Source organism: Bradyrhizobium sp. 2TAF36, assembly GCF_052114925.1.
Lineage (GTDB): Bacteria > Pseudomonadota > Alphaproteobacteria > Rhizobiales > Xanthobacteraceae > Bradyrhizobium > Bradyrhizobium barranii.
On the sequence record NZ_JBFRFR010000002.1, the window covers coordinates 112,243 to 137,200 of the forward strand.

The following is a 24,958-nucleotide window of genomic DNA, read 5'->3' on the forward strand; positions in this document are numbered from 1 at the left end:
GTCGAGTCTCATCTCATCAGATCTCAGCCCACCCCGTTCCGCTTCAAAACCACCTCCATCGCCTCCGCAAAGCCGTCCTGCTCATTGGTCGCGGTGACGTGGGTGGCCTGGTCCTTGACGCTGTCGGTGGCATTGCCCATGGCGATCGAGGTGCCGCTGACGCGGAACATCGCAAGGTCGTTCTGCATGTCACCAATGGTGGCGACCGCGTCGGTGGAAATCCCAAGGCGCTTGGCCATGGCTTGCACGAAGGTGCCCTTGTCGAAGCCGGGCGGGGTGATGTCGAGATAATAGGTCTGCGAGCGCACCGCGGTGGCCGCGCTGCCCAGCGCTTCCTGCATCGCCTTCTCGCAGCGCTCAAGGCCGGCGGCATCGGCGCTGGCACCGACGATCTTGCAGGCGCTTGCAAGGTACGGCGAGAAATCCGTCACGATGGTGGGATCAGAACGGATCGTGTGCTGCTCGTGCGCGACGTATTTACCATCAGGGTTGTCGATCAGCCATTTGTCGGTGGTGAAGAGCCAGATGTCGGCGCCGAACTCCCGGAGGATCTGCAAGGACCGTTCGGCGGCGCTCGCCGGGATCAGGTGCTGCTCGACCGCATGCATCTCGGGATCGACGATCGAGGAGCCGTTGAACGGGCCGATCGGCAGCCAGAGCGCCAGCGGCTCGACCAGGAACCGCATGCCGATCGCGGGGCGGCTGGAGGTGATGGTGAAGCCGATCCCGGCCTTGTGCAGCCGCTGCACCGCGGACTGCGCGCGCTCCGTCAGCGTCTTGTCCTTGGTCAGCAGCGTGCCGTCGACGTCGGAGACGACCAGTGAGATTTTCGTCATGGCAGGACCTCAGGGTTTGTCGGCCTCAGCGTTTCGCCCCGCTCAGCTTTAATTGCCGGACCACGCCGTCAACGATCGCCTCGACGGATTCATCGATCGAGACGGTGACGACGTGCTCGCCAGCCTCGGGCGGCTCCAGCGTCGTGAATTGGCTCGTCAGCAGTTCGGGCGGCATGAAATGGCCCTTGCGTTGCGCGAGGCGGGCGGCGATCAGCTCCCTGGTGCCCCTCAGGAAGACGAAGCGGACGTCGTCGCGTCCGCGCAGCAGCACGTCGCGATAGGTGTGCTTCAGCGCCGAGCAGGCGATGATCACGTGCTCGCCTTTATCGCAAACCCGCGCGATCTCGTCGGCGATGGCGTTGAGCCAGGGCCAGCGGTCCTCGTCGGTGAGGGGATGGCCGGCCCGCATCTTCTCGACATTGCTGGCGGGGTGAAAGCTGTCGCCGTCCTCGAAACGCCAGCCGAGCCGCTGCCCGAGCGCCTCCGCAACCGTACTCTTGCCTGAACCCGACACGCCCATCACGATCAACGCACAAGGTGCTTCAACGCCCGCCACGAATTCCCTCCGGAAGCGCGGCCTGGTCGACCAGCCAGACGGTCTCACCATTCGAGCGCGCGCGTACAGCCGGCAGAGTCTCGCCATTGAGCAGGCGCGTCAAGATCGGCTGCTTGTCGTGCCCGGCAATCTCGAACAGCATTTCGCGGCAGGAGGCCAAGGCGGGCAGGGTCAGCGACACCCGCGGCACGAACGGCGCGACATTGGCCTTGGGGACGCCGACCACCCAGCGCGTGGTCTCCTCGATCGCGGGGTAGCCGGGGAAGAGCGAGGCGGTGTGGCCGTCCGGGCCTGCGCCCATCAGGACCATGTCGAACAGCGGCCGTGCCGGATCGAGGTTTTTGGCGCCGTAGAAGGACTGAAGCTCGCGCGCATAGGCGTCGGCACCCGCTTCGGGGCTTTCAGCCGTGGTCGGGATCGGGTGAATATGCCCGGACGGCGCATTGCGGTCGAGAAAGGTCGCGCGCGCGACTGCCATGTTGTTGAGGGGATCGCTCGAAGGCACGAAACGCTCGTCACCGATGAACCAGTGCACGCGGTCCCATGGGACCTTGCCGCGATACGCGTCGCTGCCGAGCAATTGATAGAGCTTCTTCGGGCTGGATCCGCCGGTGAGGCAGATCGCGATCCGCCCGGGATTGGCTGATATCCGCGCCATCACCCGTTCGGCTGCGGCCTGCGCCAGCGCCTCGGCGTCGGCCGCGACGATCAGCTTCGGCTGGTCGGCCGCTGCCATCACGTAAACTTCCGCCAGCTTCGCCCGTCGCGCCGGAGCAGCTCATCGGCGCAGGCGGGGCCGTCGCTGCCGGCGGAGTAGGTCTCGATGCCGTTGGTGCCTTCACTTTTCCAGGCGTCCAGGAACGGCTGCACCGCCTGCCATCCGRCCTCGATGCCGTCGGCGCGCTGGAACAGGATGTTGTCGCCGATCATGCAGTCGTAGATCAGAGTCTCGTAGCCGGTCGAGGGATCGGCGCGGAAATAGTCGCCGTAGCGGAACTTCATCTCGACGCCGTCGATGGTGATGCTCGGCCCCGGGATCTTGGCGTTGAACTGCAGCTCGATGGTTTCGGTCGGCGCGATGCCGATGGTGAGGAAGTTCTGCGACAGGCGGTCGACATCCGTGCCTGAGAACATCGACAGCGGCGCCTGCTTGAACTTGATCGCCACTTCCGTGCGCTTGTGGCCGAGCGCCTTGCCGGTGCGCAGATAGAACGGCACGCCGGCCCAGCGCCAATTGTCGATCATCAGCTTCAGCGCGACGAAGGTCTCGGTGGTGCTGCCGGGCTTGACGTCCTCGGTCTTGCGATAGTCCGTGATCTCGTCGTCGCCGATGCGGCCGGCGAGATATTGCGCGCGCACCGAATTCTTCAGCGCCTCTTCCCGGGTCGGCTCCTGGATCGACGTCAGCACGTCGGCCTTTTCGGAGCGCACGGAATGCGCATCGAACCGCGCCGGCGGCTCCATCGCGACCAGCGACATCAGCTGGAACAGATGGTTCGGCACCATGTCGCGCAGTGCGCCGGTGGCATCGTAGAAGCCGCCGCGATGGCCGACGCCGAGCTTCTCCTCCACGGTGATCTGGATGTGATCGATATGGTTGCGATTCCAGATCGGCTCGAACATGCCGTTGGCAAAGCGCAGCACCAGGATGTTCTGCACCGTCTCCTTGCCGAGATAATGATCGATCCGGTAGATCTGGTGCTCGTCCATGATCTTCAGGAGCTCGGCATTCAGCGCCTTGGCTGACGCGAGATCGGTGCCGAACGGCTTTTCGATTACGAGCCGACGCCAGGCGCCGTTCTCCTTCATCATGCCGGTGCGGCCGAGCTCGCGCGCAGTCGGCGCGAACGCGGCGGGCGGCGTTGCCAGATAGAACAGTCGGTTACCGCCGGTGTCCTGCGCGCATTCCAGCGAATCCAGATGCGCGCGCAAGCGGTCGAAGGACGGGGGATCCTTCGGATCGGCCTCGACGAAGGTCACGCATTCCAGCAGCTTCCGGGCGATGTCGTCGTCCACGGGACGGGTTGCGAACTGGCGCAGCCCCTTCAACAGGCTGTCGCGCAGCTCGTCATCCGACTGGCGGTTGCGGGCCACACCGACGACGCAGAACTTCTCCGGCAACAGGTGCTCGGCGGCCAGATTGTACAGCGACGGCATCACCAGCCGATGGGTGAGGTCACCGGTCGCGCCAAAGATGACGAAGGCGCAATTTTCGGGCTTGCGCTTGGCCTGCGGGTCTTTTGTCACGAATGATCGGCCTTCGCTCTGTTACTTGTTACTTCGGCTCTTATTTGGGTTTCGAAGCGCCCGGCTGCTTCGGCTCCTTGTGGCCGCYGAAACCCGCGCGCATTGCGGAGAGAATTTTTTCGGCGAAGGTGTGTTCCTTGCGGGAACGGAAACGTGTGTAGAGGGCCGCGGTCAAGACTTCGGCCGGCACGGCCTCGTCGATCGCCGCATTCACGGTCCAGCGGCCTTCGCCGGAATCCTCGACGAAGCCGGAATATTCCGCAAGCGCAGGGCTGTCGGCGAGCGCCGTCGAGGTGAGGTCGAGCAGCCAGGACGGGATCACGCTGCCGCGCCGCCACACCTCCGCGATATCGGCAAGGTCGAAATCGTAGCGATGATCCGCCGGCAAGGCCTCGATGTTGGCATTCTTGAGAATGTCGAAACCTTCGGCATAGGCCTGCATCAGGCCGTATTCGATGCCGTTGTGGATCATCTTGACGAAATGGCCGGCGCCCACGGGACCTGCATGGATGTAGCCCTGCTCGATGCGGGGATCGCGCCCCTCACGTCCCTCCGTGCGCGGAATGTCGCCGGCGCCGGGCGCAAGCGCCGCGAAGATCGGATCGAGCCGGTCGACCACTTGCTTCTCGCCGCCGATCATCATGCAATAGCCGCGGTCGAGCCCCCAGACGCCGCCTGAAGTGCCGACATCGACATAATGGATGCCGCGCTCCTTCAGCGCCTTGCCGCGGCGGACGTCGTCCTGCCAGAACGTATTGCCGCCGTCGATGATGACGTCGCCGGCCTGCATCACGCCCGCGATCGTGTCGATCGTCGTCTCGGTGATGTGGCCGGCGGGCAGCATCACCCAGGCTGTGCGCGGCCGCTCCAGCTTGGCGACGAACTCTTCCAGCGTCGCCGAGCCCTGTGCGCCGTCTGCGGCGAGACCCGCGACGGCCTTGGCGTCCTTGTCGTAGACTACGGTCGTATGACCGTGGCGCATCAGGCGGCGAACGATGTTGCCGCCCATCCGGCCGAGGCCGATCATGCCGAGTTGCATCGAGAGATTCCCTTAGTTCAGCGCATCGTTAAGCGCCGCGTTGAGCGCCGCGAGACCTTTCTTGAGCCCGCCCTTGAGGTGGACCCGGAGCGCACGCCGGCCGCGCTCGGTAAGCACGTCGAAGTCGCCGCGCGCCTGCGCGGCCTTGATCACGCCGAAGCTCGCCTTCTGGCCCGGCACCGACAAGTCCTTGGCATCGTCGGCCGTGATCTGGAGAAACACGCCGCTGTCGGGCCCGCCCTTGTAGGCCTGCCCGGTCGAATGCAGGAAGCGCGGTCCGAACTCGGCGCAGGTCGCGACGTGACGCTTCTCGCGCACTTCGAGACGCATCGCCTGGAGTGCGTCGATCGTCGCCTTGTCGCGCGCGATGTAGCCGAGCAGGGCGACATAGTCGCCATGGCCCGAGCGGGAGAGATGCGCTTTCAGCCACGAGGTGAGGTCGCCGTTGGCGCCGGCGGCGCGCAGYGCCGTGGCGTTGGCCTCGTCGGTGTAGAGATCGGCCTCATCCGTGCTGACCACCGGCTGTTCGGCCGGCAATGCACCGGTCTTCTCGAACGACGCGGTGAGCTCGCGGGTCTTGATCTTGGCCGCTTCCACGTCCGGCTGGTCGAACGGGTTGATGCCGAGGATGCTGCCAGCGACCGCCGTCGCCATCTCGAAGCGGAAGAACTCCTGACCGAGATGGTCGATCGATTTCATCACGATGCGCACGACGGGATGGCCGGCGGCTTCGACCGCGGCGAGCTTGGAGTCATGCGCTGGGTCCGCTTCGCCTTCGGTGCGAATGTCGATGAAGAAGCGGTCGTTGCCGTAGAGCGCGGGCTCGCCGAGTGGTTCGCCGGCGATCGGGATCAGGCCCTTGCCTTCCTTGCCGGTCGATTCCGCGATCAGCTGTTCGGCCCAGGCGCCGAAATCGGCGATCTTCTTCGACGACAGGATCGTCACCTTGTCGCGCCCTTCGAGGCCGGCGAGGCCCATGGCAAGGCCGAGCTGGACGCCCGGGTTCTCACCTGGCGGCACGTCGGGTCCGCAGGAGCGGGCCATGGAGAGCGCGTGTTTGATCAGCGTCTTGACGTCGATGCCCGCGGTTGCCGCCGGCACCAGGCCGAACGGCGAGAGCACCGAATAGCGGCCGCCGATCGAGGGTTCGCCATGGAAGATGCGGGCGTAGTCGAGGCTCTTCGCTGCCTTCTCCAGCGACGAGCCGGGATCGGTCACCGCGATGAAGCGGTGGCCGGTCTTCACTTTCGGCCCGACCGCCTGTGCGACGCGTTCGTGGAAATAATCCTTCATCGCGTTCGGCTCGGTGGTCCCGCCGGATTTGCTGGACACGATGAACACGGTGTTGGCGATGTCGATCCTGGCCTCCATTGCCCGGACCTGTGCCGGGTCGGTGGAATCCAGCACGTGCAATTTCGGGAAGCCGGACTTCCGCGCAAAAGTCTCGGCCAGCACCTCGGGGCCAAGGCTCGATCCACCCATGCCGAGCACGACGGCATCGGAGAACTTTTGGCCCTTCACGCGGCTCGCATAGTCCTCGTAGTCGGCGACGTCGGCCTTCGCCGCGCTGTCGAGCCAGCCGAGCCATTTGTCCTCATCGGTGCCGGTCCAGACCGATTTGTCGCGCTGCCACAACCTGCGGATCTTTGCCGACGCGCGCCATTCCTCGGTGCTCTTGGCCACCGCCTTGCCGAGGCCGTCGCCGAGCGAGAGAAGCTGGTGGTCGATCGCGGGCCCGAGCACGGTCGCCCGCTTGTGGGCGACGGCGCCATAGAGCTTGTCGGCGGCATCGGCGAACTGCTTGACGCCGTCCTTGACGAGCTCCTCGGTGATCGCCTCGAGCGAGACGCCGGAGCGCTCCAGTTCTTCCAGCACGCGGCGGGCGTCGTCGACGTTCTCTTCAAGGCTGTCGCGCGGCTTGCCGTGGTCGCGGAACGCATCGAGCGTCGCCGGCGGCACGGTATTGATGGTGTCGGGACCGATCAGCTCCTCGACATAGAGGACGTCGCTGTAGTCCTTGTTCTTGGTGCCGGTGGAGGCCMACAGCATCCGCTGCGGCTTGGCGCCCTTGGCAGCCAGCTTGTCCCAGCGCGCGCCGGAAAACAGGCGCTTGTAATCCTGGTAGGCGACCTTGGCGTTGGCGATCGCGACCTTGCCCTTCAGCGCGGCGAGCCGCTCCTTCTCGGATGGATCGTTGGCGCGGGCGATCTTCTCGTCGAGCTGCTTGTCGACGACCGAGTCGATGCGGCTGACGAAGAAGCTCGCGACGCTCGCCACGTGCGACGGGTCGCCGCCGCCGGCGACGTATTTTTCCAGACCGGCGAGATAGGCCTCGGCGACCTGGAGGTAGACGTCCCTGGCGAACAACAGCGTGATGTTGATGCTGATGCCGTCGCCGATCAGCGTCTCGATCGCCGGCAGGCCCTCCGGCGTCGCCGGCACCTTGACCATCAGGTTCTTGCGGTCGACATCCTTCCAGAGCCGCCGCGCCTCGGCGACCGTGCCGGCGGTGTCCATCGCCAGATAGGGCGAGACTTCCAGGCTGACATAGCCGTCGCCGGCCCTCAGGCGGTCATAGACCGGGCGGAGCACGTCCGCGGCGTTCTGGATGTCCTCGATCGCGAYGGCCTCGAACAGGTCGGCCACGGTCCGGTCGCCGCGCTTCAGCGCCTTGCCGATCGGGGCGTCATACTCGTCCGAACTGCCGATCGCCTTCTCGAAGATCGACGGGTTGGAGGTGACGCCCTTGACGCCGTCGGTGTCGATCAGCCGCTTCAGGTCGCCCTTGGCGATGAAGCCACGGGCCAGGAAGTCCAGCCAGACGGCTTGTCCGTGCTTTTCCAGTTCTTTGACGGGATTCATGATGTTTATTTATCTCCAAGCCTGCGGCGAGGGGTTTCCGCACCGGTCCTGACGCGCTATCCTCTAACCTACATGCTCCCGGGAGGGAACCAATCAAGGGGATAGGCGTCTACCCTCCAGTGTAACTCCGTCGCGATCATGGCGATCCAGGCGGAAGTAGCCGTGTTGCGTAAAAAGTCGTCGGCCGGAGCAGTGGCCAAGGGCTCGTTACCAACGTAGCCGCTTCGTCTCGTCAGCCCAGTCTGCGTGGAGTGTCATCAGCGGATTACGGTCCGCCTGATAGATCGTCGCTCGGCCGCGAATGGCCATGCTGGGGAAAAGCATGCACGCACATCATGACCGCCTGACGCTCGCTGTTGCCGACAGCCCGCAATCGGTCGCGCCGGCCGCATGCATCGATGCGACCCACGATCTCGAAATCAGCCCGTGTACGACCCAGCTGCGGCTGCTGGTCGCGGCGGGTTTCGCGATGACCCTGTTCAGTGCGACCCTTGCCTTCGACTGGTGGGACGGTCTGGGCGACTACGATACGACGGTCGGCTATGCCGGCGTCGTGCTATTCGGCCTGGTGACCGGCCGGCTGATCTGGCTGCTGCCCGCCGAGCGGGGACCGGTGGTGATCGTCACCCCCTATGGCATCCGCGACCTCCGCATCGGCAACGAATTTCTGCTGTGGGACTCGATTGCGGAGGTTTCGACTGAGGAAGGCCGCGGCCACAAGGCGATCGTGCTGACGCTGACGCCGGCCTTGCAGCGGCAGCTCTGCACCATGAGCACCTTGGCGCACCGTGCGGAGAACGAACGGCAGAATGAACGGCAGAATGAACGGATTGTCATCCGCTCCGAGGGTTTGGCGACCGATTTTGATACACTGCTGCGCGCTTGCCGCGATTGTCATGCTGCGAGCGCTGCGCGCACCGCATTGCAGCAGGAAGATGAACGCGGCACGCAAGGCTTCGCCGTACAAGCGTCATAAGATTGCCGCTCGCAGATCGCTCCATGTTGCAGTGCCGGATGGGCTCATCCCCGGTAATGCCCGGATGTTGCGACCAAGTGACATTTTCTGGAAATGAGCGAAGATAGATACAGATTCGCACAAATTACAGGCATGTGCCTGTTCGTAACTCAACGAGTGCCTACGTTGTGCGTTGCGTCGTGTTGGCACCAGGGTGTCCAATGATCGTCATGTGCTCACGCTGATTCGAAATGGCCTGAGGAACGGTCCGGTAACTGCTTTCGTTTCAGCTTGTGGCGGAACTCACGCGGAGAGGGATCATGTATAACGATTCTCTATTCAACGCTTTCGCTAAGTCGTTCGAGGCGAGAAGCCAACACGACATGTCGATGGCGGAATATCTGGAATCGTGTCGAAGCGATCCCATGAAATACGCGAACGCGGCCGAACGACTGCTAGCAGCGATCGGTGAGCCTCAGACGATTGACACGGCCAAGGACCCACGCCTTGGCCGTATTTTTTTGAACCGCACCATCCGGACCTATCCGGCCTTCGCCGGCTTCTACGGCATGGAAGAAACCATCGAGCGCATCGTCGGTTTCTTCCGTCACGCGGCGCAGGGGCTCGAAGAGCGCAAGCAGATCCTCTATCTGCTCGGCCCGGTCGGCGGCGGCAAATCCTCGCTCGCCGAGCGGCTCAAGTCGCTGATGGAAGTGCAGCCGATCTACGTGCTCAAAGCCGGCGATGAATTGAGCCCGGTGTTTGAAAGCCCGCTCAGCCTGTTCGATCCCGATCATCTCGGACCGATGCTGGAAGAGAAGTACGGCATTCCGCGCCGTCGCCTCACCGGCCTGATGAGCCCGTGGTGCTACAAGCGGCTGGAAGCCTTCGGCGGTGACATTTCTCAGTTCAGAGTCGCAAAAATCCAGCCGTCGCGGCTGCGCCAGATCGCGGTCTCCAAGACCGAGCCTGGTGACGAGAACAACCAGGACATCTCCTCGCTGGTCGGCAAGGTCGATATCCGCAAGCTCGAGACCTACGCGCAGAACGATCCCGACGCCTACAGCTATTCGGGCGGCCTCAACCGCGCCAACCAGGGCATCCTCGAATTCGTCGAGATGTTCAAGGCGCCGATCAAGATGCTGCACCCGCTGCTCACCGCAACGCAGGAGGGCAACTACATCGGCACCGAGAATATCGGCGCGATCCCGTTCACCGGCGTGATCCTCGCGCACTCGAACGAAGCCGAGTGGTCGAGCTTCAAAGCCAACAAGAACAACGAGGCCTTCATCGACCGCATCTGCGTGATCAAGGTGCCGTACTGCCTCCGGGCCACCGAAGAGCAGAAGATCTACGAAAAGCTGATCCAGGGCTCGGAGCTCGCGGCCGCGCCGTGCGCACCCTCGACCCTGGAGACGTTGGCGCGGTTCTCGGTGATGTCGCGCCTGCGCAAGCACGAGAACTCCACGCTGTTCGGCAAGATGCGGGTCTATGACGGCGAGAGCCTGAAGGAATCCGATCCGAAGGCACGGAGCGTCCAGGAATATCGCGATGCCGCCGGCGTCGACGAGGGCATGGACGGCGTCTCCACCCGCTTCGCCTTCAAGATCCTGGCTGCGACCTTCAACCACGATCCGCAGGAAGTCGCTGCCGACGCCGTGCATCTGATGTATGCGCTGGAGCAGTCGATCCGCCGCGAGCAGCTCCCCGAGGAAGTCGAGAAGCGCTATCTCGAATTCATCAAGGCGGACCTGGCGCCGCGCTACGCCGAGTTCATCGGCAACGAGATCCAGAAGGCCTATCTCGAATCCTACTCGGATTACGGCCAGAATCTGTTCGACCGCTACGTCGACTACGCCGATGCCTGGATCGAGGATCAGGACTTCAAGGATGCCGACACCGGCCAGCTGCTCGATCGCGAGCTTTTGAACCAGGAACTGACCAAAATCGAGAAGCCGGCGGGTATCGCCAACCCGAAGGACTTCCGCAACGAGGTGGTCAAATTCTCGTTACGGTCGCGGGCCCAGAACGGAGGCAAGAATCCGACCTGGATTTCCTACGAGAAGATTCGCGACGTGATCGAAAAGCGGATATTCTCGCAGGTCGAGGACCTGCTTCCGGTCATCTCCTTCGGGTCGAAGAAGGACGGCGAGACGGAGAAGAAGCACGGCGAGTTCGTCGCACGCATGGTGGAGCGCGGCTACACCGAGCGTCAGGTTCGCCGGCTCGTCGAATGGTACATGCGTGTGAAGCAGGCCGGTTGAGGCGGATGGAGCGGATGGAAAAGTGCCCATTCACATTATTGACAGGCGCCTGAATCCAGGCGGCAAGAGTCTTGAGAACCGGCAGCGGTTCTTGCGTCGGGCCAAATCCCTGGTGCAGGGCGCCGTCAAGAAGACCTCGCAGGAACGCGACATCAAGGACGTCCTGGAGGGTGGTGAGGTCACGATACCGCTCGACGGCATGCACGAGCCGCGTTTCCGCCGTGAAGGCGGAACGCGCGACATGGTGTTGCCCGGGAACAAGAAGTTCATCGAGGGCGATTACCTCCAGCGATCCGGCCAGGGCAGCGCCAAGGATTCCGGTCCCGGCGAAGGCGACAGCGAGGACGCGTTCCGCTTCGTCCTCTCCCGCGACGAGTTCGTGGATCTGTTCCTCGACGACCTCGAGCTGCCGGATCTTGCCAAGCGCAAGATCGCGCAGACCGAGAGCGAGGGCATCCAGCGCGCCGGCTACACCACGTCCGGCTCGCCCGCCAACATCTCGGTCAGCCGGACGGTGAAGCTCGCGCTGGCGCGGCGCATCGCGCTCAAGCGTCCCCGCAAGGAGGAGATCGAGGAGCTGGAAGCCGCGATCGCGGCGTGCACCGACGAGGACGAGCGTGTGGTGCTGCTCGCCGAGCTCGAAAGGCTGAAGGCGAGGACCAAGCGCATTCCCTTCGTCGATCCGCTCGATATCCGCTACCGCCGCTACGAGAAGGTGCCGCGGCCGGTGGCGCAGGCGGTGATGTTCTGCCTGATGGACGTCTCCGGCTCGATGTCCGAGCACATGAAGGATCTTGCCAAGCGCTTCTACATGCTGCTCTACGTGTTCCTGAAGCGGCGCTACAAGCATGTCGAGATCGTCTTCATCCGCCACACCGACCGCGCCGAGGAGGTGGACGAGCAGACCTTCTTCTACGGTCCGGCCTCGGGCGGCACGCTGGTCTCCAGCGCGCTCCACGCCATGCACGAGATCGTGCGCGAGCGTTTCAATCCGGCGGACTGGAACATCTACGCCGCGCAAGCCTCCGACGGCGACAATTCCTATTCCGACGGCGAGCTCACGGGCATGCTGCTGACCGACAAGATCCTGCCGGTCTGCCAGTTCTTTGCCTATCTCGAGGTCGGGGAGTCCGGCGGCAGCGCCTTCGATCTCTCCGACTCCTCACTCTGGACCCTCTACGACCGCCTGCGCAACAGCGGCGCACCGCTCTCGATGCGCAAGGTCAGCGAGCGCAGCGAGATCTTCCCGGTGTTCCACGATCTGTTCCAGCGCCGCGAAAACTCCCAGGAGAAAGCCGCTCCATGACGGAACGCTTGTTCGAAGGCGCCGATTGGGATTTCCACACCTTGCAGCGCATCACCGATGCCTGCGAGGAGGTGGCGACGAAGGATCTCGGGCTCGACGTCTATCCGAACCAGATCGAGGTCATCACCGCCGAGCAGATGCTGGATGCCTACTCGTCCGTCGGCATGCCGCTGTTCTACAAGCACTGGTCGTTCGGCAAGCACTTCGCGTTCCACGAGGCCTCGTACCGCAAGGGCCTGATGGGGCTTGCCTATGAGATCGTGATCAACTCCTCGCCCTGCATCTCCTATCTGATGGAGGAGAACACGGCGACGATGCAGACGCTGGTGATCGCCCACGCCGCCTTCGGCCACAACCACTTCTTCAAGAACAACTATCTGTTCAAGCAGTGGACCGACGCCGACGGCATTCTGGACTATCTCGACTTTGCCAAGAACTACGTGATGACCTGCGAGGAGCGCTACGGCCGCGTCGAGGTCGAGCGCACGCTCGATGCCGCGCATGCGCTGATGTCGCACGGCATCGACCGCTATCCCGGCAAGAAGAAGCTGGATCTGCGCGCCGAGGAGAAGCGGGCAGGGCGCCGCCGTCAGCACGAGGAGGAAGTCTTCAACGACCTCTGGCGCACCGTGCCGAAGGGGGCGTCGAAGACCCGGTCCGCGCTCAGCATCGAACGCCGCCGCAAGCTGCTCGGCCTGCCGCAGGAAAACCTGCTCTACTTCCTGGAGAAGAGCGCGCCGCGGCTGGCGCCCTGGCAGCGCGAGCTTTTGCGCATCGTCCGCCACATCGCGCAATATTTCTATCCGCAGAGCCAGACCAAGGTGATGAACGAGGGGACGGCGACCTACGTCCACTATCGCATCATGACCAAGCTGCATCAGCAAGGCCGCATCTCCGACGGCAATTTCCTCGAATTCCTGCAGTCGCACACCAACGTGGTGTTCCAGCCCGAATTCGACGATCCGCGCTTCTCCGGCTTCAATCCCTATGCGCTCGGTTTTGCCGTGATGCAGGACATCGAGCGCATCGTCACCCGGCCGGAGGACGAGGACCGCGAGTGGTTCCCCGACATTGCCGGCAAGAACGACGTGATGGGCGTGCTGCGCGACGTCTGGGCCAACTACCGCGATGAAAGCTTCATCGCGCAGTTYCTGAGCCCGAAGCTGATGCGGCATTTCCGCATGTTCCACCTGCACGACGATCCCGAGGAGCGCGCCGGCATCCGGGTCGATGCCATCCACGACGATCGCGGCTTCCGCCGGGTGCGGCGCGAGTTGGCGCGGCAGCATGATGTCGGCTTCATCGATGCCAACATCGAAGTGGTCGACGTCGATCTCTCCGGCGACCGCCGGCTGATCCTGCATCACCACGTCATCAAGGGCTCGCAGCTCAACGAGACCGACGCCAAGCGCGTGCTCCAGCACCTCGCCGATCTCTGGACTTACGACGTCTCACTGATCGAGGTCGACGCCAACGACAAGGTCCTGCGCGAATATGTCGTAAGCCCGCGCCCGATCCCGGCGGCGGCCTGAGACGGCTGGTAGCTGCTAGAACATCGACGTGGCGGTAGCTCGCCCGCGGCCCATCCTTCGAGACGCCCGCCTCTGGCGGGCCCTCACGATGAGGACGGAGTGTGCGGGAGCTATGTCGACAGACAGCGCTTCTGCTTAGCCTCATCCTGAGGAGACCGCGGAGCGGTCGTCTCGAAGGACGAGGCGCTTGCTCTGGCCGTCACCAAGAATTTGCATCGACTTGACGTGGTCTAAGTCGATCGCTTCTTCGCCGGCTTCTTCTTGGACGCGTTCAGCTCCACCCCCGCGCGAATGAGCGCCTTCAACGCCTTCTCGTTGATCTTTTCGCCTTCGCGAATGTCGATCGCGCGGCGCACGTTTCCCTCGAGGCTGGAATTGAACAGGCCGGCCGGGTCATCCAGCGCCGCGCCCTTGGCGAAAGTCAGCTTCACGACGGCCTTGTAGGTCTCGCCGGTGCAGATGATGCCGTCGTGCTCCCACACGGGAACGCCGCGCCATTTCCATTCCTCGACGACGTCAGGATCGGCCTCCTTGATCAGGCCGCGGATGCGCCCCAGCATCTCGCCGCGCCAGTCGCCGAGCTCCTTGATCCTGCCRTCGATCATCCTGGAAGGCGAAGCGCCGTCCGTCTTGGTCGCGCTGCCTGTCTTCGCGGTCACAGCCTTCTTCATGATCACGCCTCTTGCCGCGCGCCGCTGCGACGGCTGACATAGGGCAGCGCGAACATGTAGAGCCCGGTCGCGAGCAACGGAATCAGCGGGACGAATGCCAGCAGCCCGATCCACGTGGCCTGGATTTGCAGCGTCAGGGCAACAATGTTCGCGATCACGGCGAGCGTGAAAGCAAGCGACAGCCAGCGATGGATTTGTCGAACCCACATATTCCCGGTCAATGAAACCTCCTCTTGAGATGATCGGATGAAGGCCGGCGACGGACCTAGTCAGCTCGCGCCAGCACCTCGTCCAGCTTGGCGAAAAACTGCTTCCAGCCGGCATGCGCGCCGCCATAGGCCTGCTTCTGCGTCGGGCTGAAGCCCGCCTGCTCGACGCGCAAATGCGTGCCCGCGTTCGTCGGCGTCAGCGTGAAGGTCACCACGCTTTTCAGATCGAACGCCGCGTCCTCATGCGAGAAATTCCAGGTATAGGCGAGCGCGCGCTGCGGCTCGAGGGTGAGCACCTCGCAGTCCAGCACGCCGCCCCATTCGCCGCGAAGATTGAAGCGATGACCGACGACCGGCTTGAAGTCGTTCTTCATCAGCCATTCCTCGATCAGATGCGGCTGCGTCAGCGCGCGCCAGATCCGCTCGGCCGGAAAGGCAAATTCGCGCTCGATCACCACGGAGCGCATCTCGGCGGCAGCTTCGGTCATTGGTCCATCCTCTTCAGGAGATCGTCGAGAGCATCGAGCCGGTTCTGCCAGAAGCCGGCCATCTGGCCGGTCCAGTCGATCAGCGGATTGAGCGCGCCGGGCTGCGCGCTGTAATGGGTCTGGCGTCCTGCATGGCGGTCGCGCACCAGCCCGGCCTGCTTCAGCGCGCCGAGATGTTTTGAGACCGCCGGCTGGGAAACGCCTGAAGTCGCGGTCAGTGCCCCGACCGTCTGCTCGCCCTCCCGGCACAGCCGCTCGAAGATCGCCCTCCGGGTCGGATCGGCGAGCGTCCTGAACAGAAGATCGTGCGCGGCGGACATGTGAAATCCATAACCCATAAGTTATGGATTAATTCATAACCGCAGAGTTATGGGTAAGTCAAGTGCGATGGAAGGATGTGGCGCTTCGCTGACGCACCCCTATCCGCCGTCATTGCGAGGAGCCCTTGCGACGAAGCAATCCAGTCTGCCTCCGAGGAGGGACTGGATTGCTTCGCGGAGCCTGTCATCGGGCCGCGCTCCGCGCGGACCCGGTGGCTCGCAATGACGGAGAATGTGGCGGCGCCGCGGGCAGCCCTAAGGCCGCAGGTAGAGATAACCCTGCGACTGGAGCTCGGCCAGGCGGACCACGCCGCCCTTCTCCGCGCTGACGAAGCCCGGCAGCAAACCCGTCAGCGTGACGTTCTGCGCCTTCATGGTGTTGGCGGACGCCGCGAGCTCGATACCGTCCCTGGAGAAATCGCCGACGCGCTTGCCGACGTCGGGGTTGGCCGGTGCCCGGCGAAACGCCTTCAGCGCCGGCCCGTGAATCACCAGCGCGATGATGACGTGTTGGGGGCCGCCGACGCCGTCAATGTGGTTCTGGATGTTGCCGAGCACGAAATTGACCTTCTCGGCGTCGCTGAGGTGATAGACGACCTTGAGCTTGTCGCCCGCGCCGGCTTCCGTCGCGGCCTTCGCGCTGGAGCCGCCAAGCGCCGCGCCCAGGGCCGAGACGGCGCTCCACAAGATGCTCCGGCGGTTTTCATGATCGCACCGGGCGCGTGAACCATTGACGGCCGCATCGGAGGGGGGTGAGAGCCGACTGGCGGTTAGTCGCAAGCCGAACGCCGCGCGTTCAAGTGCCGATGCCTTGCATTCCCGTGGGCAGCCTCGCGCAAGGTTCCAGTCCTAATAACTCGGGAGAAGGGGCGTTCGTAAACCCAGGGTTGCTGCAAAAGGCTGGTGGCGGTCGAACATGTCCGTAGGTCAGAACTTGCCCAACATTACGATCGGCTATTCCCGGGGACGGCTGCTGGTGTTTTTCGGCGCCGGTCTGCTGCTGACGCTGCTCTGCGCTGCGCTCGCATTCATGTGGCAGCAAGGCAAGAACATCACCACGTTCGAGGTCGCCGCCTGCTATGTCGGCGCGGTGTTTTTCGGCCTCGCCACCTTCAGGATGCTCTGGAGGTTGATCTCGGCCAGGTCGCCGGTCGTCTTCATCAGCCGTGTCGGCATTCGCGACCTCAGGCTCGCCGACGAGACCATCGCCTGGAGCTCCGTGCGGAAGATACAGATCTGGGAGCAGCGCCTGCAGAAGTTCGTGGTGCTCAAGCTCGATCCTCTTGTCGCCGGGCGGTTCTCCGGGGGCTTCCTGGGGCGTGCCTTGTCGCTGATGAACAAGACGCTTGGCGCTGACAGCGTGATCGTCAATGCGGGCGGCCTGACCATGGACGTCAAGACATTGCTCGAGACCTGCAAGCAATATTGGGGCGCCGGACGACCGGCCCCTTCGGACCACTCCGTGCCGGAGCCTGAACCGGCGCCCGAGGCTGTCAGCTGAAGCGGGCGAGGAATCGCCAGCATCGGGTAAGATGCCGCGCATCGCAGCGGCGGTCGAAGCAGGCATAGGCTGCGCTGCCGGGTCGTCGCGCGAGCCTTAGTCCGCCGTCGGTCCGCGAAGGTTCAATCCTTGCCGCGATTCCGCCCGGGAACTCGGCGCCGCTGATTTCTGCGAGATTGTCGCGGATCATCAATGTGATAGTCTTCACAGACAGCAGAAATTCGATGTCGTAAGCTCACCCGCGTTTGTGGAGTTCCCCGCAATGGGCGAGATTCGTAACTTCAGATCCGGAAATCATGACGAGCCGCCTCCACACGGCTCGATGCCTCGTCGTCTCGCCGCAATCATCGTCGGTGACATCGCTTCCTACAGCCGCTTGATGCAGGCCGACGAGGAAGGCACGCATGTTCGCGTCAAGCGGATCGAGCGGGATCTCATCGAGCCCAGCATCGTCGAACACCATGGAACGTTGGTGAAGACGACGGGAGACGGCTTCATCGCGATCTTCGACAGTCCGGTCGAGGCCGTTCGCTGCAGCATCGTCATTCAGCAGAATCTCGTCGGGCGCAACGCTTCGCTTCCGAAGGACTCCCGGATCGAATATCGGATTGGCGTCAATCTCGGTGACGTCATCGTGGAGCCGGACGACGTCTACGGCGACGGCGTCAACATCGCCACGCGCATCGAGGGGATCGCCGAGCCCGGTCAGGTCTACATCTCCGGCGCGATCTATGAGCAGATCAAGCACAAGGTGGTGTGCGGCTATGAGTCGCTCGGCGACCGCAAGGTCAAGAACATCACCGATCCGGTGCGCGTCTATCGCGTGCTGCCGGACGCAGATGCGGTCGGGAGGACGCGAGGCCGGCGCGAGAATACCCTGATCTTCCTTCTGGGCGTCACGCTCCTCGTGATCGCTTCCGGTGTGTTGTGGTATCTGCTGGCGCAGCCGTCGGGCAGGGTGAAGGAGCAGGCCGCCGCGCCAACTGCGGCTCCGGTCGCATCACCGAGCCCGCAACCTGCGCCGCGAGAAGCCGCGACACAAACGCCGCAGYCGTCTCCTTCATTGGCGGCATCGTCTCCATCGCCCGCTCCGGCGCCAAGTGCTTCAGCGCCAAGTGCTCCGGCGCCAAGTGCTTCCGCGCCAAGTGCTTCGGCGTCAAGTGCTTCGACGTCAAGTCCAGCACCAAGCCCATCGGCCACGCCGTTCCGCGAACCCGAGATGATCGCCATTCGCGGCGGCAGCTTCGCGATGGGAAGCAATGACGACCCGACCGAACGTCCGGTCCACCAGGTCACGGTCAAGCCGTTCTCGATCGGCAAATATCCGGTGACCGTGCAGGAATGGAACGAATGCGCGGCTGCAAAGGCGTGCGGCTTCACCGCCATTGGCAAGGACGATGCGCCGATCACCAATGTGAGCTGGACCGACGCGCAGCAATATGCGGCCTGGCTCGCGCGGACCACAAAGAAGTCGTATCGGCTTCCGAGCGAAGCCGAATGGGAATACGCCGCGCGCGGCGGGACGCAGACGAAATATTGGTGGGGCGACAAGCTCCAGCCGGGCGTGGCGGGATGCAAGGATTGCGGTGACCTCGCGGCCGAGCAGCCGGCGAAGGTCGGCAGCTTCAAGCCGAATCCGTTCGGCCTCCACGATATGGGTGGCGGTGTCGATCAGTGGGTCGAGGACTGCTGGCGCAGGACCTATCAGGGCGCACCCGGTGACGGCTCGGCATGGACCGGCGGGGACTGCTCGTCGCATGTCCTGCGCTCGGGTTCATGGAAGAACGATTCGAGATATGTGAGGCCGTCCAACCGCGATGGCTACGATACCAATGTTCGTTATCCGACGCATGGATTCCGCGTTGCGCTAAGTCCTTAAGTGGTGGAGTCATTTCGATGCAGATCATTCGTTGCGCCGCCCTGGCGGCGGCGCTCGCATTGCTTCCAGGCGTCGCCTATCCGCAGGGCAAGACCGCTCCTAAGGATGCCAAGCTCTATTTCATCACCCCGCGTGACGGGCAGAAGGTTCGGGGCGGGTTCTGGGTCCGGTTCGGCTTGCGCAACATGGGCGTGACGCACGCCGGCGACGAGTACCAGAACGCCGGCCATCATCATTTGCTGGTCGACGTCAACGATCCCATCGATCCCAAGGAGCCGATCCCGCAGGACAAGTCGCATCTGCACTTCGGGGCGGGGCAGACCGAAACCTTGCTCGAACTTCCACCCGGGATGCACACGCTGCAGCTGGTGCTGGGCGACGCGAAGCACTATCCGTTCGAGCCGCCTGTCGTATCGGAGAAGATCACCATACGTGTCAGGCAGCCGGTCGAGCGCGGTCGATGATCACCGCAGGCTGGCGTTGAACTTGTCCAGCGCAGCCGAGCCCGGGCACAGCGTGTCCGCCTCCAGCGTATTGAGCGGCGTCTCGACCGTGTTGAGATGCGTGTGCAGGTCTTCCGCATCGGGATCGACGTAGAGCAGACCGGTGACGATCTGGCCCTTGGCGGCGTGCTTCTGGAGGAAGGTCTGGGCGCCGAGGCGGTCGTGCGGGTCGTAATCCGCGTCGATCTTGCGCAGCGCGATCTTGCTGCCGTCGTGCTGCTCGACCACCTGCACCGTTCCCGGCGCATACTCGACGGCGATGGGATCGCGGCCGACCAGCACGTCGAGCCGGTTCACGGCGTCATTGTGCTCCCGCACATAGTCGAAGCTCTTGGTCGATCCGGCGTGGTTGTTGAAGGCGATGCAGGGGCTGATGACGTCGATGAAGGATGCGCCCTTGTGGCCGATCGCGGCGGCGATCAGCGGCACCAGCTGGCTCTTGTCGCCGGAGAACGAGCGCGCGACGAAGGTGGCCCCTAGCTGCAGCGCGATCGCGACGAGGTCGATCGCGTTGTCGGTGTTGGTCACGCCTTTCTTGGACTTCGAGCCGCGGTCGGCGGTCGCCGAGAACTGGCCCTTGGTCAGGCCGTAGACGCCGTTGTTCTCGACGATATAGGTCATGTTGACGCCGCGCCGGATCGAATGCGCGAACTGGCCGAAGCCGATCGAGGCGGAATCGCCGTCGCCGGAGACGCCGAGATAGATCAAATCGCGGTTGGCGAGGTTGGCGCCGGTCAAGACCGACGGCATGCGGCCGTGCACGGAGTTGAAGCCGTGCGAGTTGCCGAGGAAATAGTCCGGCGTCTTCGACGAGCACCCGATGCCCGAAATCTTCGCGACCCGATGCGGTTCGATCGAGAGCTCGTAGCAGGCTTCGATGATCGAGGCCGTGATCGAGTCGTGGCCGCAGCCGGCGCACAGGGTCGAGATCTTGCCCTCGTAGTCGCGGTGCGTGTAGCCGAGCTCGTTCTTCTTGAGGCCCGGATGATGAAATTTCGGCTTTGCAATGTAGGTCATGCGCGCACCTGCAGTCCCAGCATCGTCATGGCCGGGCTTAACCCGGCCATCCACGTCTTGGCCGGAGAGAAGGAAGGCGTGGATGCCCGGGTCAAGCCCGGGCATGACGGTGGAGAGAGCAAAGCGTAGGTCATGACACGGCCTTGCGGAGCGGGGTCACCTTGAGGTGATCCTGGTGGTCGCCAATGGCTTTCGCGATGTAGCGGGCGGTGATCGGGGTGCCGTCATAATGCACGATCGGCACGAGGCGCACCGGGTCGATGCCGTTCTCGTTGACGATGAGCTGGCGGAGCTGGGCGTCGCGGTTCTGTTCGACCACGTAGACGAAGTCGTGCTCGGCGAGGAAGCTCGCCACGCTCGAGTGGAACGGGAAGGCGCGGATGCGCAGGCGGTCGAGCTGATGTCCGCGCGCCTCCAGCAGGCCGATCGCCTCGTCCATCGCGGGCGAGGTCGAGCCGAAATAGATCACGCCATATTTGGTCGGCCGTTCCGCGTTGGCCTGGAGCGGGCGCGGGACCAGGTCCTGCGCGGTCTCGAACTTGCGCACCAGGCGCTGCATGTTGTCGGCATAGACCGAGCCTTCCTCGGAGTAACGCGCATAGCGGTCGCGCGAGGTGCCGCGGGTGAAATAGGAGCCCTTGGTCGGATGCGTGCCGGGATAGGTGCGGTAGGGAATGCCATCGCCGTCGACGTCGAGATAGCGGCCGAAGTCGCGGCCTTCCTCCAGCATCTCCGTGGTCATCACCTTGCCGCGGTCATACTGTTTCGCGTCGTCCCACTTTAGCGGGCGGCAAAGACGGTGGTTCATCCCGATGTCGAGGTCGAGCATCAGGAAGATCGTGGTCTGGAGCCGTTCGGCAAGATCGAATGCGGCCGCCGCGAACTCGAAGGCCTCAGCCGGATCTTCCGGGAACAGCAGCACGTGCTTGGTGTCGCCATGCGAAGCATAGGCGCAGGCGATGATGTCGCATTGCTGGGTGCGGGTCGGCATGCCGGTCGAGGGACCGGCGCGCTGGATGTTCATGATCACGGCCGGGATCTCTGCGAAATAGGAGAGGCCGATGAACTCGGTCATCAAGGAGATGCCGGGGCCGGAGGTCGCGGTGAAGGCGCGGGCGCCGTTCCAGGAGGCGCCGATGACGATACCGATCGARGCCAGCTCGTCCTCGCCCTGCACGATGGCGTATTTCGCCTTGCCGGTCTCGGGATCATGCCGGTACTTCTTGCAGTGGGCGGTGAAGGCCTCCGCCACCGACGAGGACGGCGTGATCGGATACCAGGCGCACACGGTGGCGCCGCCATAGACCGCGCCGAGCGCTGCGGCGCTGTTGCCCTCGATGAAGATGCGGTCGCCGACCTTGTCGGTTTTCTTCACCCGCAGCCCGATCGGGCATTTCAAATTCTGCAGCGCCCAGTCGCGGCCGAGATGCAGCGCATGGACGTTGGAGGAGAGCAGCTTCTCCTTGCCCTTGTACTGCTCGCCGATCAGCTGCTCGATCAGCTTCGGGTCCATGTCGAGCAGCGCCGAGAGGCTGCCCAGATAGATGATGTTCTTGAACAGCTGGCGCTGGCGCGGATCGGTGTAGGTCGAGTTGGTGATCGCGGTGAGCGGCACGCCGATCACGGTGATGTCGTCGCGGAATTTGGTCGACGGCATCGGCTTGGTGGAATCGTAGAACAGATAGCCGCCGGGCTCGATGCCGGCGATGTCCTTGTCCCAGGTCTGCGGGTTCATCGCCACCATCATGTCGACGCCGCCACGGGCGCCGAGATGGCCGTCTTCCGTCACCCGCACCTCGTACCAGGTCGGCAGGCCCTGGATGTTGGAGGGGAAGATGTTGCGGGGGGAGACCGGAACGCCGTGACGCAGGATCGCGCGCGCGAACATCTCGTTGGCGCTGGCCGAGCCCGAGCCGTTGACGTTGGCGAAGCGGACGACGAAGTCGTTTACGCTGCTGAGCGGCTTTTTGTCGGACATGTCGAACCTGCGTAAGTCATCTCGATGAAATATTTCTGCATGTCCCAGGCTCCGGTGGGACAACGCTCGGCGCACAGCCCGCAATGCAGGCAGACGTCCTCGTCCTTAACCATCACGCGCCCGGTCTTGAGATCAGAGGACACGTAGAGGTCCTGGTCCGGATGCGGCGAGGGCGCCTTCAGGCGCTGGCGTAGGTCGCTTTCCTCGCCATTATCAGTGAAGGTGATGCAGTCCATCGGGCAGATGTCGACGCAGGCGTCGCACTCGATGCAGAGCGAGGTCGAGAACACGGTCTGGACGTCGCAGTTCAGGCAACGCTCGGCTTCGCCCAGCGCCAGCTTGACGTCATAGCCGAGCTCGACCTCGGTGCGGATGTCCTTCAGCGCAATCACCTTGTCGCGATGCGGAACCTTGAAGCGCTTGTCGTTGGAGATGTCGTTGTCATAGCTCCATTCGTGGATGCCCATCTTCTGCGAGGAGATCTGCACCTCCGGCAGCGGCCGTTCGGTGATGTCATCGCCCGAGAGCATCTTGTGGATCGACAGCGCGGCGTCATGGCCCTGCGCCACGGCCCAGATGATGTTCTTCGGGCCGAACGCGGCGTCACCACCGAAGAACACTTTCGGATTGGTCGAGACGAAGGTCTTCGGATCGACCTTGGGCATGTGCCATTTGTCGAACTCGATGCCGCAATCCTGCTCGATCCAGGGGAAGGCGTTCTCCTGGCCGACCGCGACCAGCACGTCGTCGCAGGGAATGGTCTGATCGGGGTCGCCCGAAGGCACCAGATTGCGGCGGCCTTTGGCGTCGTATTCGGCTTTGACGTGCTGGAAGGTGACGCCGATGAGCTTGCCGGCGACATGCTTGAATGCCACCGGCACCATATAGTTGAGGATCGGAATGTCCTCGTGGATCGCGTCTTCCTTCTCCCAGGGCGAGGCCTTCATCTCCTCGAAGCCGGAGCGCACAATGACTTTCACGTCTGCGCCGCCGAGGCGGCGCGCGGTGCGGCAGCAATCCATCGCCGTGTTGCCGCCGCCGAGCACGATCACGCGCTTGCCGATCTTGTCGACATGGCCGAACGACACCGAGGACAGCCAGTCGATGCCGATATGGATGTTGGCGGCAGCTTCTTTCCGGCCGGGAACGTCGAGCTCGCGTCCGCGCGGTGCGCCGGAGCCGACGAAGATCGCGTCGTATTTCTCCGCGAGCAGCGCCTTCATGCTCTCGATGCGATGACCGCCTTTGAACTCGACGCCGAGACCCAGGATGTAGCCGGTCTCCTCGTCGATGACCGAATTGGGCAGGCGGAATTTCGGGATCTGCGTGCGCATCATACCGCCGGCTTCGGGATCGCCGTCGAACACGGTGCAGTGATAGCCGAGCGGAGCAAGATCGCGCGCCACCGTCAGCGAGGCGGGGCCACCGCCGACGAACGCAACGCGCTTGCCGTTCTTCGGCGCGGGGCGCGGCAGGCGCTGCCTGATGTCGTCCTTGAAGTCGGCGGCGACGCGCTTGAGGCGGCAGATCGCCACCGGCGTTTCCTCGACGCGTCCGCGACGGCACGCCGGCTCGCATGGACGATCGCAGGTGCGTCCCAGAATTCCTGGGAACACGTTCGATTTCCAATTGATCATGTAGGCGTCGCTGTAGCGGCCTTGTGCGATCAGTCGGATGTATTCGGGAACCGGGGTGTGTGCAGGACAGGCCCACTGGCAATCGACCACTTTGTGAAAGTAGTCGGGGGCCGCGATGTCGGTCGGTTTCATTCCTACCCTGTCCGCACAGGCCCAAAGACCCGGCGGCCTTTTCTTGAGCTTGGCGAACGCTAATGCGCGTCGATCTGGTTTATGAATGACGTCATTGGGTTAGCTTATTAGAACCGTTCCGAAGTACAACGGCAAATTTACGCGATCACCTGCTTTCATAGGTGCTGCGCGCGCTCAGCATTAACGGCCGCGCGCAAGATGCGTGCGGTGCAATATGTTGCGTTGCGGATGGCCGCTAGCCGGGCGCGATATCGCTCTTCGCGAGATCCCACATCAGGCTGTAAGTGCCGACGGAGACAGGAAGCGGGAAGGGCGATGCGGCGGGGCCGGTAAAGCGTTCAGCAATGACGGCGGAGACCGCGCCGACATGCGTGCCGTCGATCAGCACGAACCAGTCGCGCGCGCCCTCATTGCGCACCGCTGGAATGTCGGCCGTCGCGCCCGACAATTCCGGCTCGCTTTCGAGCAGATGCATCGAGATGATGCCCTCGCGCTCCCCGGGCGTCAGCTTTTCGTGCAGTGCATCACGCCATGTCCCGGCATCGTCGGCGCTCGGCCGCAGCCGCACCAGCCCGAGTGCTGCGCCGCGACCAGTGCCCTTGCTGATGGTGATGCGCGCGACGACGCGCAGCATGTTCTTGAAATGCGCCATGGTCCGCCGCGACCATTCGGTCTGGTTGGCGAGGCGGGCCCGGTAGGCGGGACTGTCGAGCACGTCGAGCGTCGCGGTCGAGTACAGCGAGAGATATTTGGGATTGGCGGCATGCGCGACATAGCGCCGCGCCTCCAGGAAACCCTCGATCGCGACGCGCTCTTCCAGATGCTCGCGATCGTACCAGCGGTTGAAATCGGCCTCATCTGGAACGTCGATGTTCATCGACGTCAGCAGCATGCCTTGCCCGGCGAGCGGCATTGTTCTTGTCCTTCCCATTCAGACCCTCATGGCGGGGAGCCACGAAGTGGCATCTCGAACCATGAAGGCCCCGCTGCTAGATCCGGCCCTTATCCTTCGAGACGCGCTCCTTT

Annotated in this window: 22 protein-coding genes; 7 read left to right on the plus strand and 15 right to left on the minus strand. The window is 63.6% G+C overall.

Features of this window, described 5'->3' with window-relative positions; genetic code table 11:
* Positions 1 to 23: 23 nt before the first annotated feature.
* Genes AB4Z51_RS01660 through AB4Z51_RS01685 form a run of 6 tightly spaced genes read right to left on the minus strand, consistent with a single transcriptional unit; the run spans position 24 to position 7,540 of the window.
* The gene (locus tag AB4Z51_RS01660; protein ID WP_085405226.1) at positions 24 to 836 is read right to left on the minus strand and encodes a Cof-type HAD-IIB family hydrolase; all 813 of its coding nucleotides are present in this window, start codon (positions 834 to 836) and stop codon (positions 24 to 26) included.
* A 25-nt stretch (positions 837 to 861) separates the two neighbouring features.
* Entirely contained in the window at positions 862 to 1,392 is a 531-nt protein-coding gene (locus AB4Z51_RS01665; RefSeq protein ID WP_014492792.1) for a gluconokinase, read from the minus strand.
* Positions 1,379 to 2,128 (minus strand): 6-phosphogluconolactonase, encoded by a 750-nt coding sequence (pgl, locus tag AB4Z51_RS01670; RefSeq protein ID WP_441496904.1) that lies wholly within the window; start codon positions 2,126 to 2,128, stop codon positions 1,379 to 1,381. Before pgl ends, AB4Z51_RS01665 begins: the two co-directional genes overlap by 14 nt.
* Positions 2,128 to 3,639 carry a glucose-6-phosphate dehydrogenase gene (gene zwf, locus AB4Z51_RS01675; protein ID WP_441496905.1) on the minus strand — a complete coding sequence of 504 codons (1,512 nt, stop codon included), beginning with the start codon at positions 3,637 to 3,639 and terminating at the stop codon, positions 2,128 to 2,130. Before zwf ends, pgl begins: the two co-directional genes overlap by 1 nt.
* Before the next feature lie 40 nt (positions 3,640 to 3,679).
* A complete protein-coding gene (gnd, locus tag AB4Z51_RS01680; RefSeq protein WP_441496906.1) occupies positions 3,680 to 4,678 on the minus strand; it encodes a phosphogluconate dehydrogenase (NAD(+)-dependent, decarboxylating) in 999 nt (332 codons plus the stop codon).
* A 12-nt stretch (positions 4,679 to 4,690) separates the two neighbouring features.
* Positions 4,691 to 7,540 (minus strand): bifunctional transaldolase/phosoglucose isomerase, encoded by a 2,850-nt coding sequence (locus AB4Z51_RS01685; protein WP_441496907.1) that lies wholly within the window; start codon positions 7,538 to 7,540, stop codon positions 4,691 to 4,693.
* A 301-nt stretch (positions 7,541 to 7,841) separates the two neighbouring features.
* Here AB4Z51_RS01685 and AB4Z51_RS01690 point away from each other — a divergent pair, with 301 nt between their 5' ends.
* The 4 genes from AB4Z51_RS01690 to AB4Z51_RS01705 all read left to right on the plus strand — a co-directional run bounded on the left by AB4Z51_RS01690 (position 7,842) and on the right by AB4Z51_RS01705 (position 13,597).
* Positions 7,842 to 8,516 carry an STM3941 family protein gene (locus tag AB4Z51_RS01690; RefSeq protein ID WP_441496908.1) on the plus strand — a complete coding sequence of 225 codons (675 nt, stop codon included), beginning with the start codon at positions 7,842 to 7,844 and terminating at the stop codon, positions 8,514 to 8,516.
* A 299-nt stretch (positions 8,517 to 8,815) separates the two neighbouring features.
* Positions 8,816 to 10,759 carry a PrkA family serine protein kinase gene (locus AB4Z51_RS01695; RefSeq protein WP_063981411.1) on the plus strand — a complete coding sequence of 648 codons (1,944 nt, stop codon included), beginning with the start codon at positions 8,816 to 8,818 and terminating at the stop codon, positions 10,757 to 10,759.
* A gap of 28 nt (positions 10,760 to 10,787) precedes the next feature.
* Complete coding sequence (locus AB4Z51_RS01700; RefSeq protein ID WP_193560884.1) at positions 10,788 to 12,065, plus strand: YeaH/YhbH family protein; 1,278 nt, start codon at positions 10,788 to 10,790, stop codon at positions 12,063 to 12,065.
* Entirely contained in the window at positions 12,062 to 13,597 is a 1,536-nt protein-coding gene (locus AB4Z51_RS01705; protein WP_028147051.1) for a SpoVR family protein, read from the plus strand. Before AB4Z51_RS01700 ends, AB4Z51_RS01705 begins: the two co-directional genes overlap by 4 nt.
* Before the next feature lie 230 nt (positions 13,598 to 13,827).
* Here AB4Z51_RS01705 and AB4Z51_RS01710 read toward each other — a convergent pair whose 3' ends face one another.
* From AB4Z51_RS01710 to AB4Z51_RS01730, 5 genes are all read right to left on the minus strand, one after another.
* Positions 13,828 to 14,268: a DUF1801 domain-containing protein gene (locus AB4Z51_RS01710; protein ID WP_354176354.1), complete on the minus strand. Its 441-nt coding sequence runs from the start codon at positions 14,266 to 14,268 to the stop codon at positions 13,828 to 13,830.
* 2 nt (positions 14,269 to 14,270) lie between these two features.
* The gene (locus AB4Z51_RS01715; protein ID WP_085405218.1) at positions 14,271 to 14,489 is read right to left on the minus strand and encodes a hypothetical protein; all 219 of its coding nucleotides are present in this window, start codon (positions 14,487 to 14,489) and stop codon (positions 14,271 to 14,273) included.
* 44 nt (positions 14,490 to 14,533) lie between these two features.
* A complete protein-coding gene (locus AB4Z51_RS01720; protein ID WP_085405217.1) occupies positions 14,534 to 14,965 on the minus strand; it encodes an SRPBCC family protein in 432 nt (143 codons plus the stop codon).
* Positions 14,962 to 15,285, minus strand: coding sequence for an ArsR/SmtB family transcription factor (locus AB4Z51_RS01725; RefSeq protein ID WP_028147048.1), 324 nt, complete (start codon positions 15,283 to 15,285; stop codon positions 14,962 to 14,964). The genes AB4Z51_RS01720 and AB4Z51_RS01725 overlap by 4 nt, the downstream gene beginning before the upstream one ends.
* A 255-nt stretch (positions 15,286 to 15,540) precedes the next feature.
* Positions 15,541 to 15,975, minus strand: a complete 435-nt coding sequence (locus tag AB4Z51_RS01730) for a DsrE family protein (protein WP_085405320.1) — start codon at positions 15,973 to 15,975, stop codon at positions 15,541 to 15,543.
* A gap of 226 nt (positions 15,976 to 16,201) precedes the next feature.
* Here AB4Z51_RS01730 and AB4Z51_RS01735 point away from each other — a divergent pair, with 226 nt between their 5' ends.
* The 3 genes from AB4Z51_RS01735 to AB4Z51_RS01745 all read left to right on the plus strand — a co-directional run bounded on the left by AB4Z51_RS01735 (position 16,202) and on the right by AB4Z51_RS01745 (position 19,129).
* Positions 16,202 to 16,786: an STM3941 family protein gene (locus AB4Z51_RS01735; RefSeq protein ID WP_085405216.1), complete on the plus strand. Its 585-nt coding sequence runs from the start codon at positions 16,202 to 16,204 to the stop codon at positions 16,784 to 16,786.
* A 262-nt stretch (positions 16,787 to 17,048) separates the two neighbouring features.
* Positions 17,049 to 18,665, plus strand: a complete 1,617-nt coding sequence (locus AB4Z51_RS01740) for an SUMF1/EgtB/PvdO family nonheme iron enzyme (RefSeq protein WP_441496909.1) — start codon at positions 17,049 to 17,051, stop codon at positions 18,663 to 18,665.
* 17 nt (positions 18,666 to 18,682) lie between these two features.
* Positions 18,683 to 19,129 carry a DUF4399 domain-containing protein gene (locus tag AB4Z51_RS01745; protein WP_063981418.1) on the plus strand — a complete coding sequence of 149 codons (447 nt, stop codon included), beginning with the start codon at positions 18,683 to 18,685 and terminating at the stop codon, positions 19,127 to 19,129.
* Here the strand turns inward: AB4Z51_RS01745 and AB4Z51_RS01750 are convergent, their stop codons facing one another.
* The 4 genes from AB4Z51_RS01750 to AB4Z51_RS01765 form a co-directional block, all read right to left on the minus strand.
* Positions 19,130 to 20,185, minus strand: a complete 1,056-nt coding sequence (locus AB4Z51_RS01750; RefSeq protein WP_063981419.1) for a 2-oxoacid:ferredoxin oxidoreductase subunit beta — start codon at positions 20,183 to 20,185, stop codon at positions 19,130 to 19,132.
* A gap of 130 nt (positions 20,186 to 20,315) precedes the next feature.
* Positions 20,316 to 22,163 carry a 2-oxoacid:acceptor oxidoreductase subunit alpha gene (locus AB4Z51_RS01755; protein ID WP_071910167.1) on the minus strand — a complete coding sequence of 616 codons (1,848 nt, stop codon included), beginning with the start codon at positions 22,161 to 22,163 and terminating at the stop codon, positions 20,316 to 20,318.
* Positions 22,133 to 23,932, minus strand: a complete 1,800-nt coding sequence (locus tag AB4Z51_RS01760; RefSeq protein WP_441496910.1) for an FAD-dependent oxidoreductase — start codon at positions 23,930 to 23,932, stop codon at positions 22,133 to 22,135. Before AB4Z51_RS01760 ends, AB4Z51_RS01755 begins: the two co-directional genes overlap by 31 nt.
* A gap of 235 nt (positions 23,933 to 24,167) precedes the next feature.
* Complete coding sequence (locus AB4Z51_RS01765; protein WP_441496911.1) at positions 24,168 to 24,845, minus strand: hypothetical protein; 678 nt, start codon at positions 24,843 to 24,845, stop codon at positions 24,168 to 24,170.
* Positions 24,846 to 24,958: the final 113 nt, after the last annotated feature.

Excerpts from the sequence above, each read along its gene's own strand:
- AB4Z51_RS01660 (WP_085405226.1), bottom strand. The coding sequence starts at position 836 with ATGACGAAAATCTCACTGGTCGTCTCCGACGTCGACGGCACGCTGCTG.
- pgl (WP_441496904.1), bottom strand. The coding sequence starts at position 2,128 with ATGGCAGCGGCCGACCAGCCGAAGCTGATCGTCGCGGCCGACGCCGAG.
- AB4Z51_RS01690 (WP_441496908.1), top strand. The coding sequence starts at position 7,842 with ATGGCCATGCTGGGGAAAAGCATGCACGCACATCATGACCGCCTGACG.
- AB4Z51_RS01695 (WP_063981411.1), top strand. The coding sequence starts at position 8,816 with ATGTATAACGATTCTCTATTCAACGCTTTCGCTAAGTCGTTCGAGGCG.
- AB4Z51_RS01720 (WP_085405217.1), bottom strand. The coding sequence starts at position 14,965 with ATGACCGAAGCTGCCGCCGAGATGCGCTCCGTGGTGATCGAGCGCGAA.
- AB4Z51_RS01725 (WP_028147048.1), bottom strand. The coding sequence starts at position 15,285 with ATGTCCGCCGCGCACGATCTTCTGTTCAGGACGCTCGCCGATCCGACC.
- AB4Z51_RS01735 (WP_085405216.1), top strand. The coding sequence starts at position 16,202 with ATGTCCGTAGGTCAGAACTTGCCCAACATTACGATCGGCTATTCCCGG.
- AB4Z51_RS01745 (WP_063981418.1), top strand. The coding sequence starts at position 18,683 with ATGCAGATCATTCGTTGCGCCGCCCTGGCGGCGGCGCTCGCATTGCTT.
- AB4Z51_RS01750 (WP_063981419.1), bottom strand. The coding sequence starts at position 20,185 with ATGACCTACATTGCAAAGCCGAAATTTCATCATCCGGGCCTCAAGAAG.
- AB4Z51_RS01760 (WP_441496910.1), bottom strand. The coding sequence starts at position 23,932 with ATGAAACCGACCGACATCGCGGCCCCCGACTACTTTCACAAAGTGGTC.
- AB4Z51_RS01765 (WP_441496911.1), bottom strand. The coding sequence starts at position 24,845 with ATGCCGCTCGCCGGGCAAGGCATGCTGCTGACGTCGATGAACATCGAC.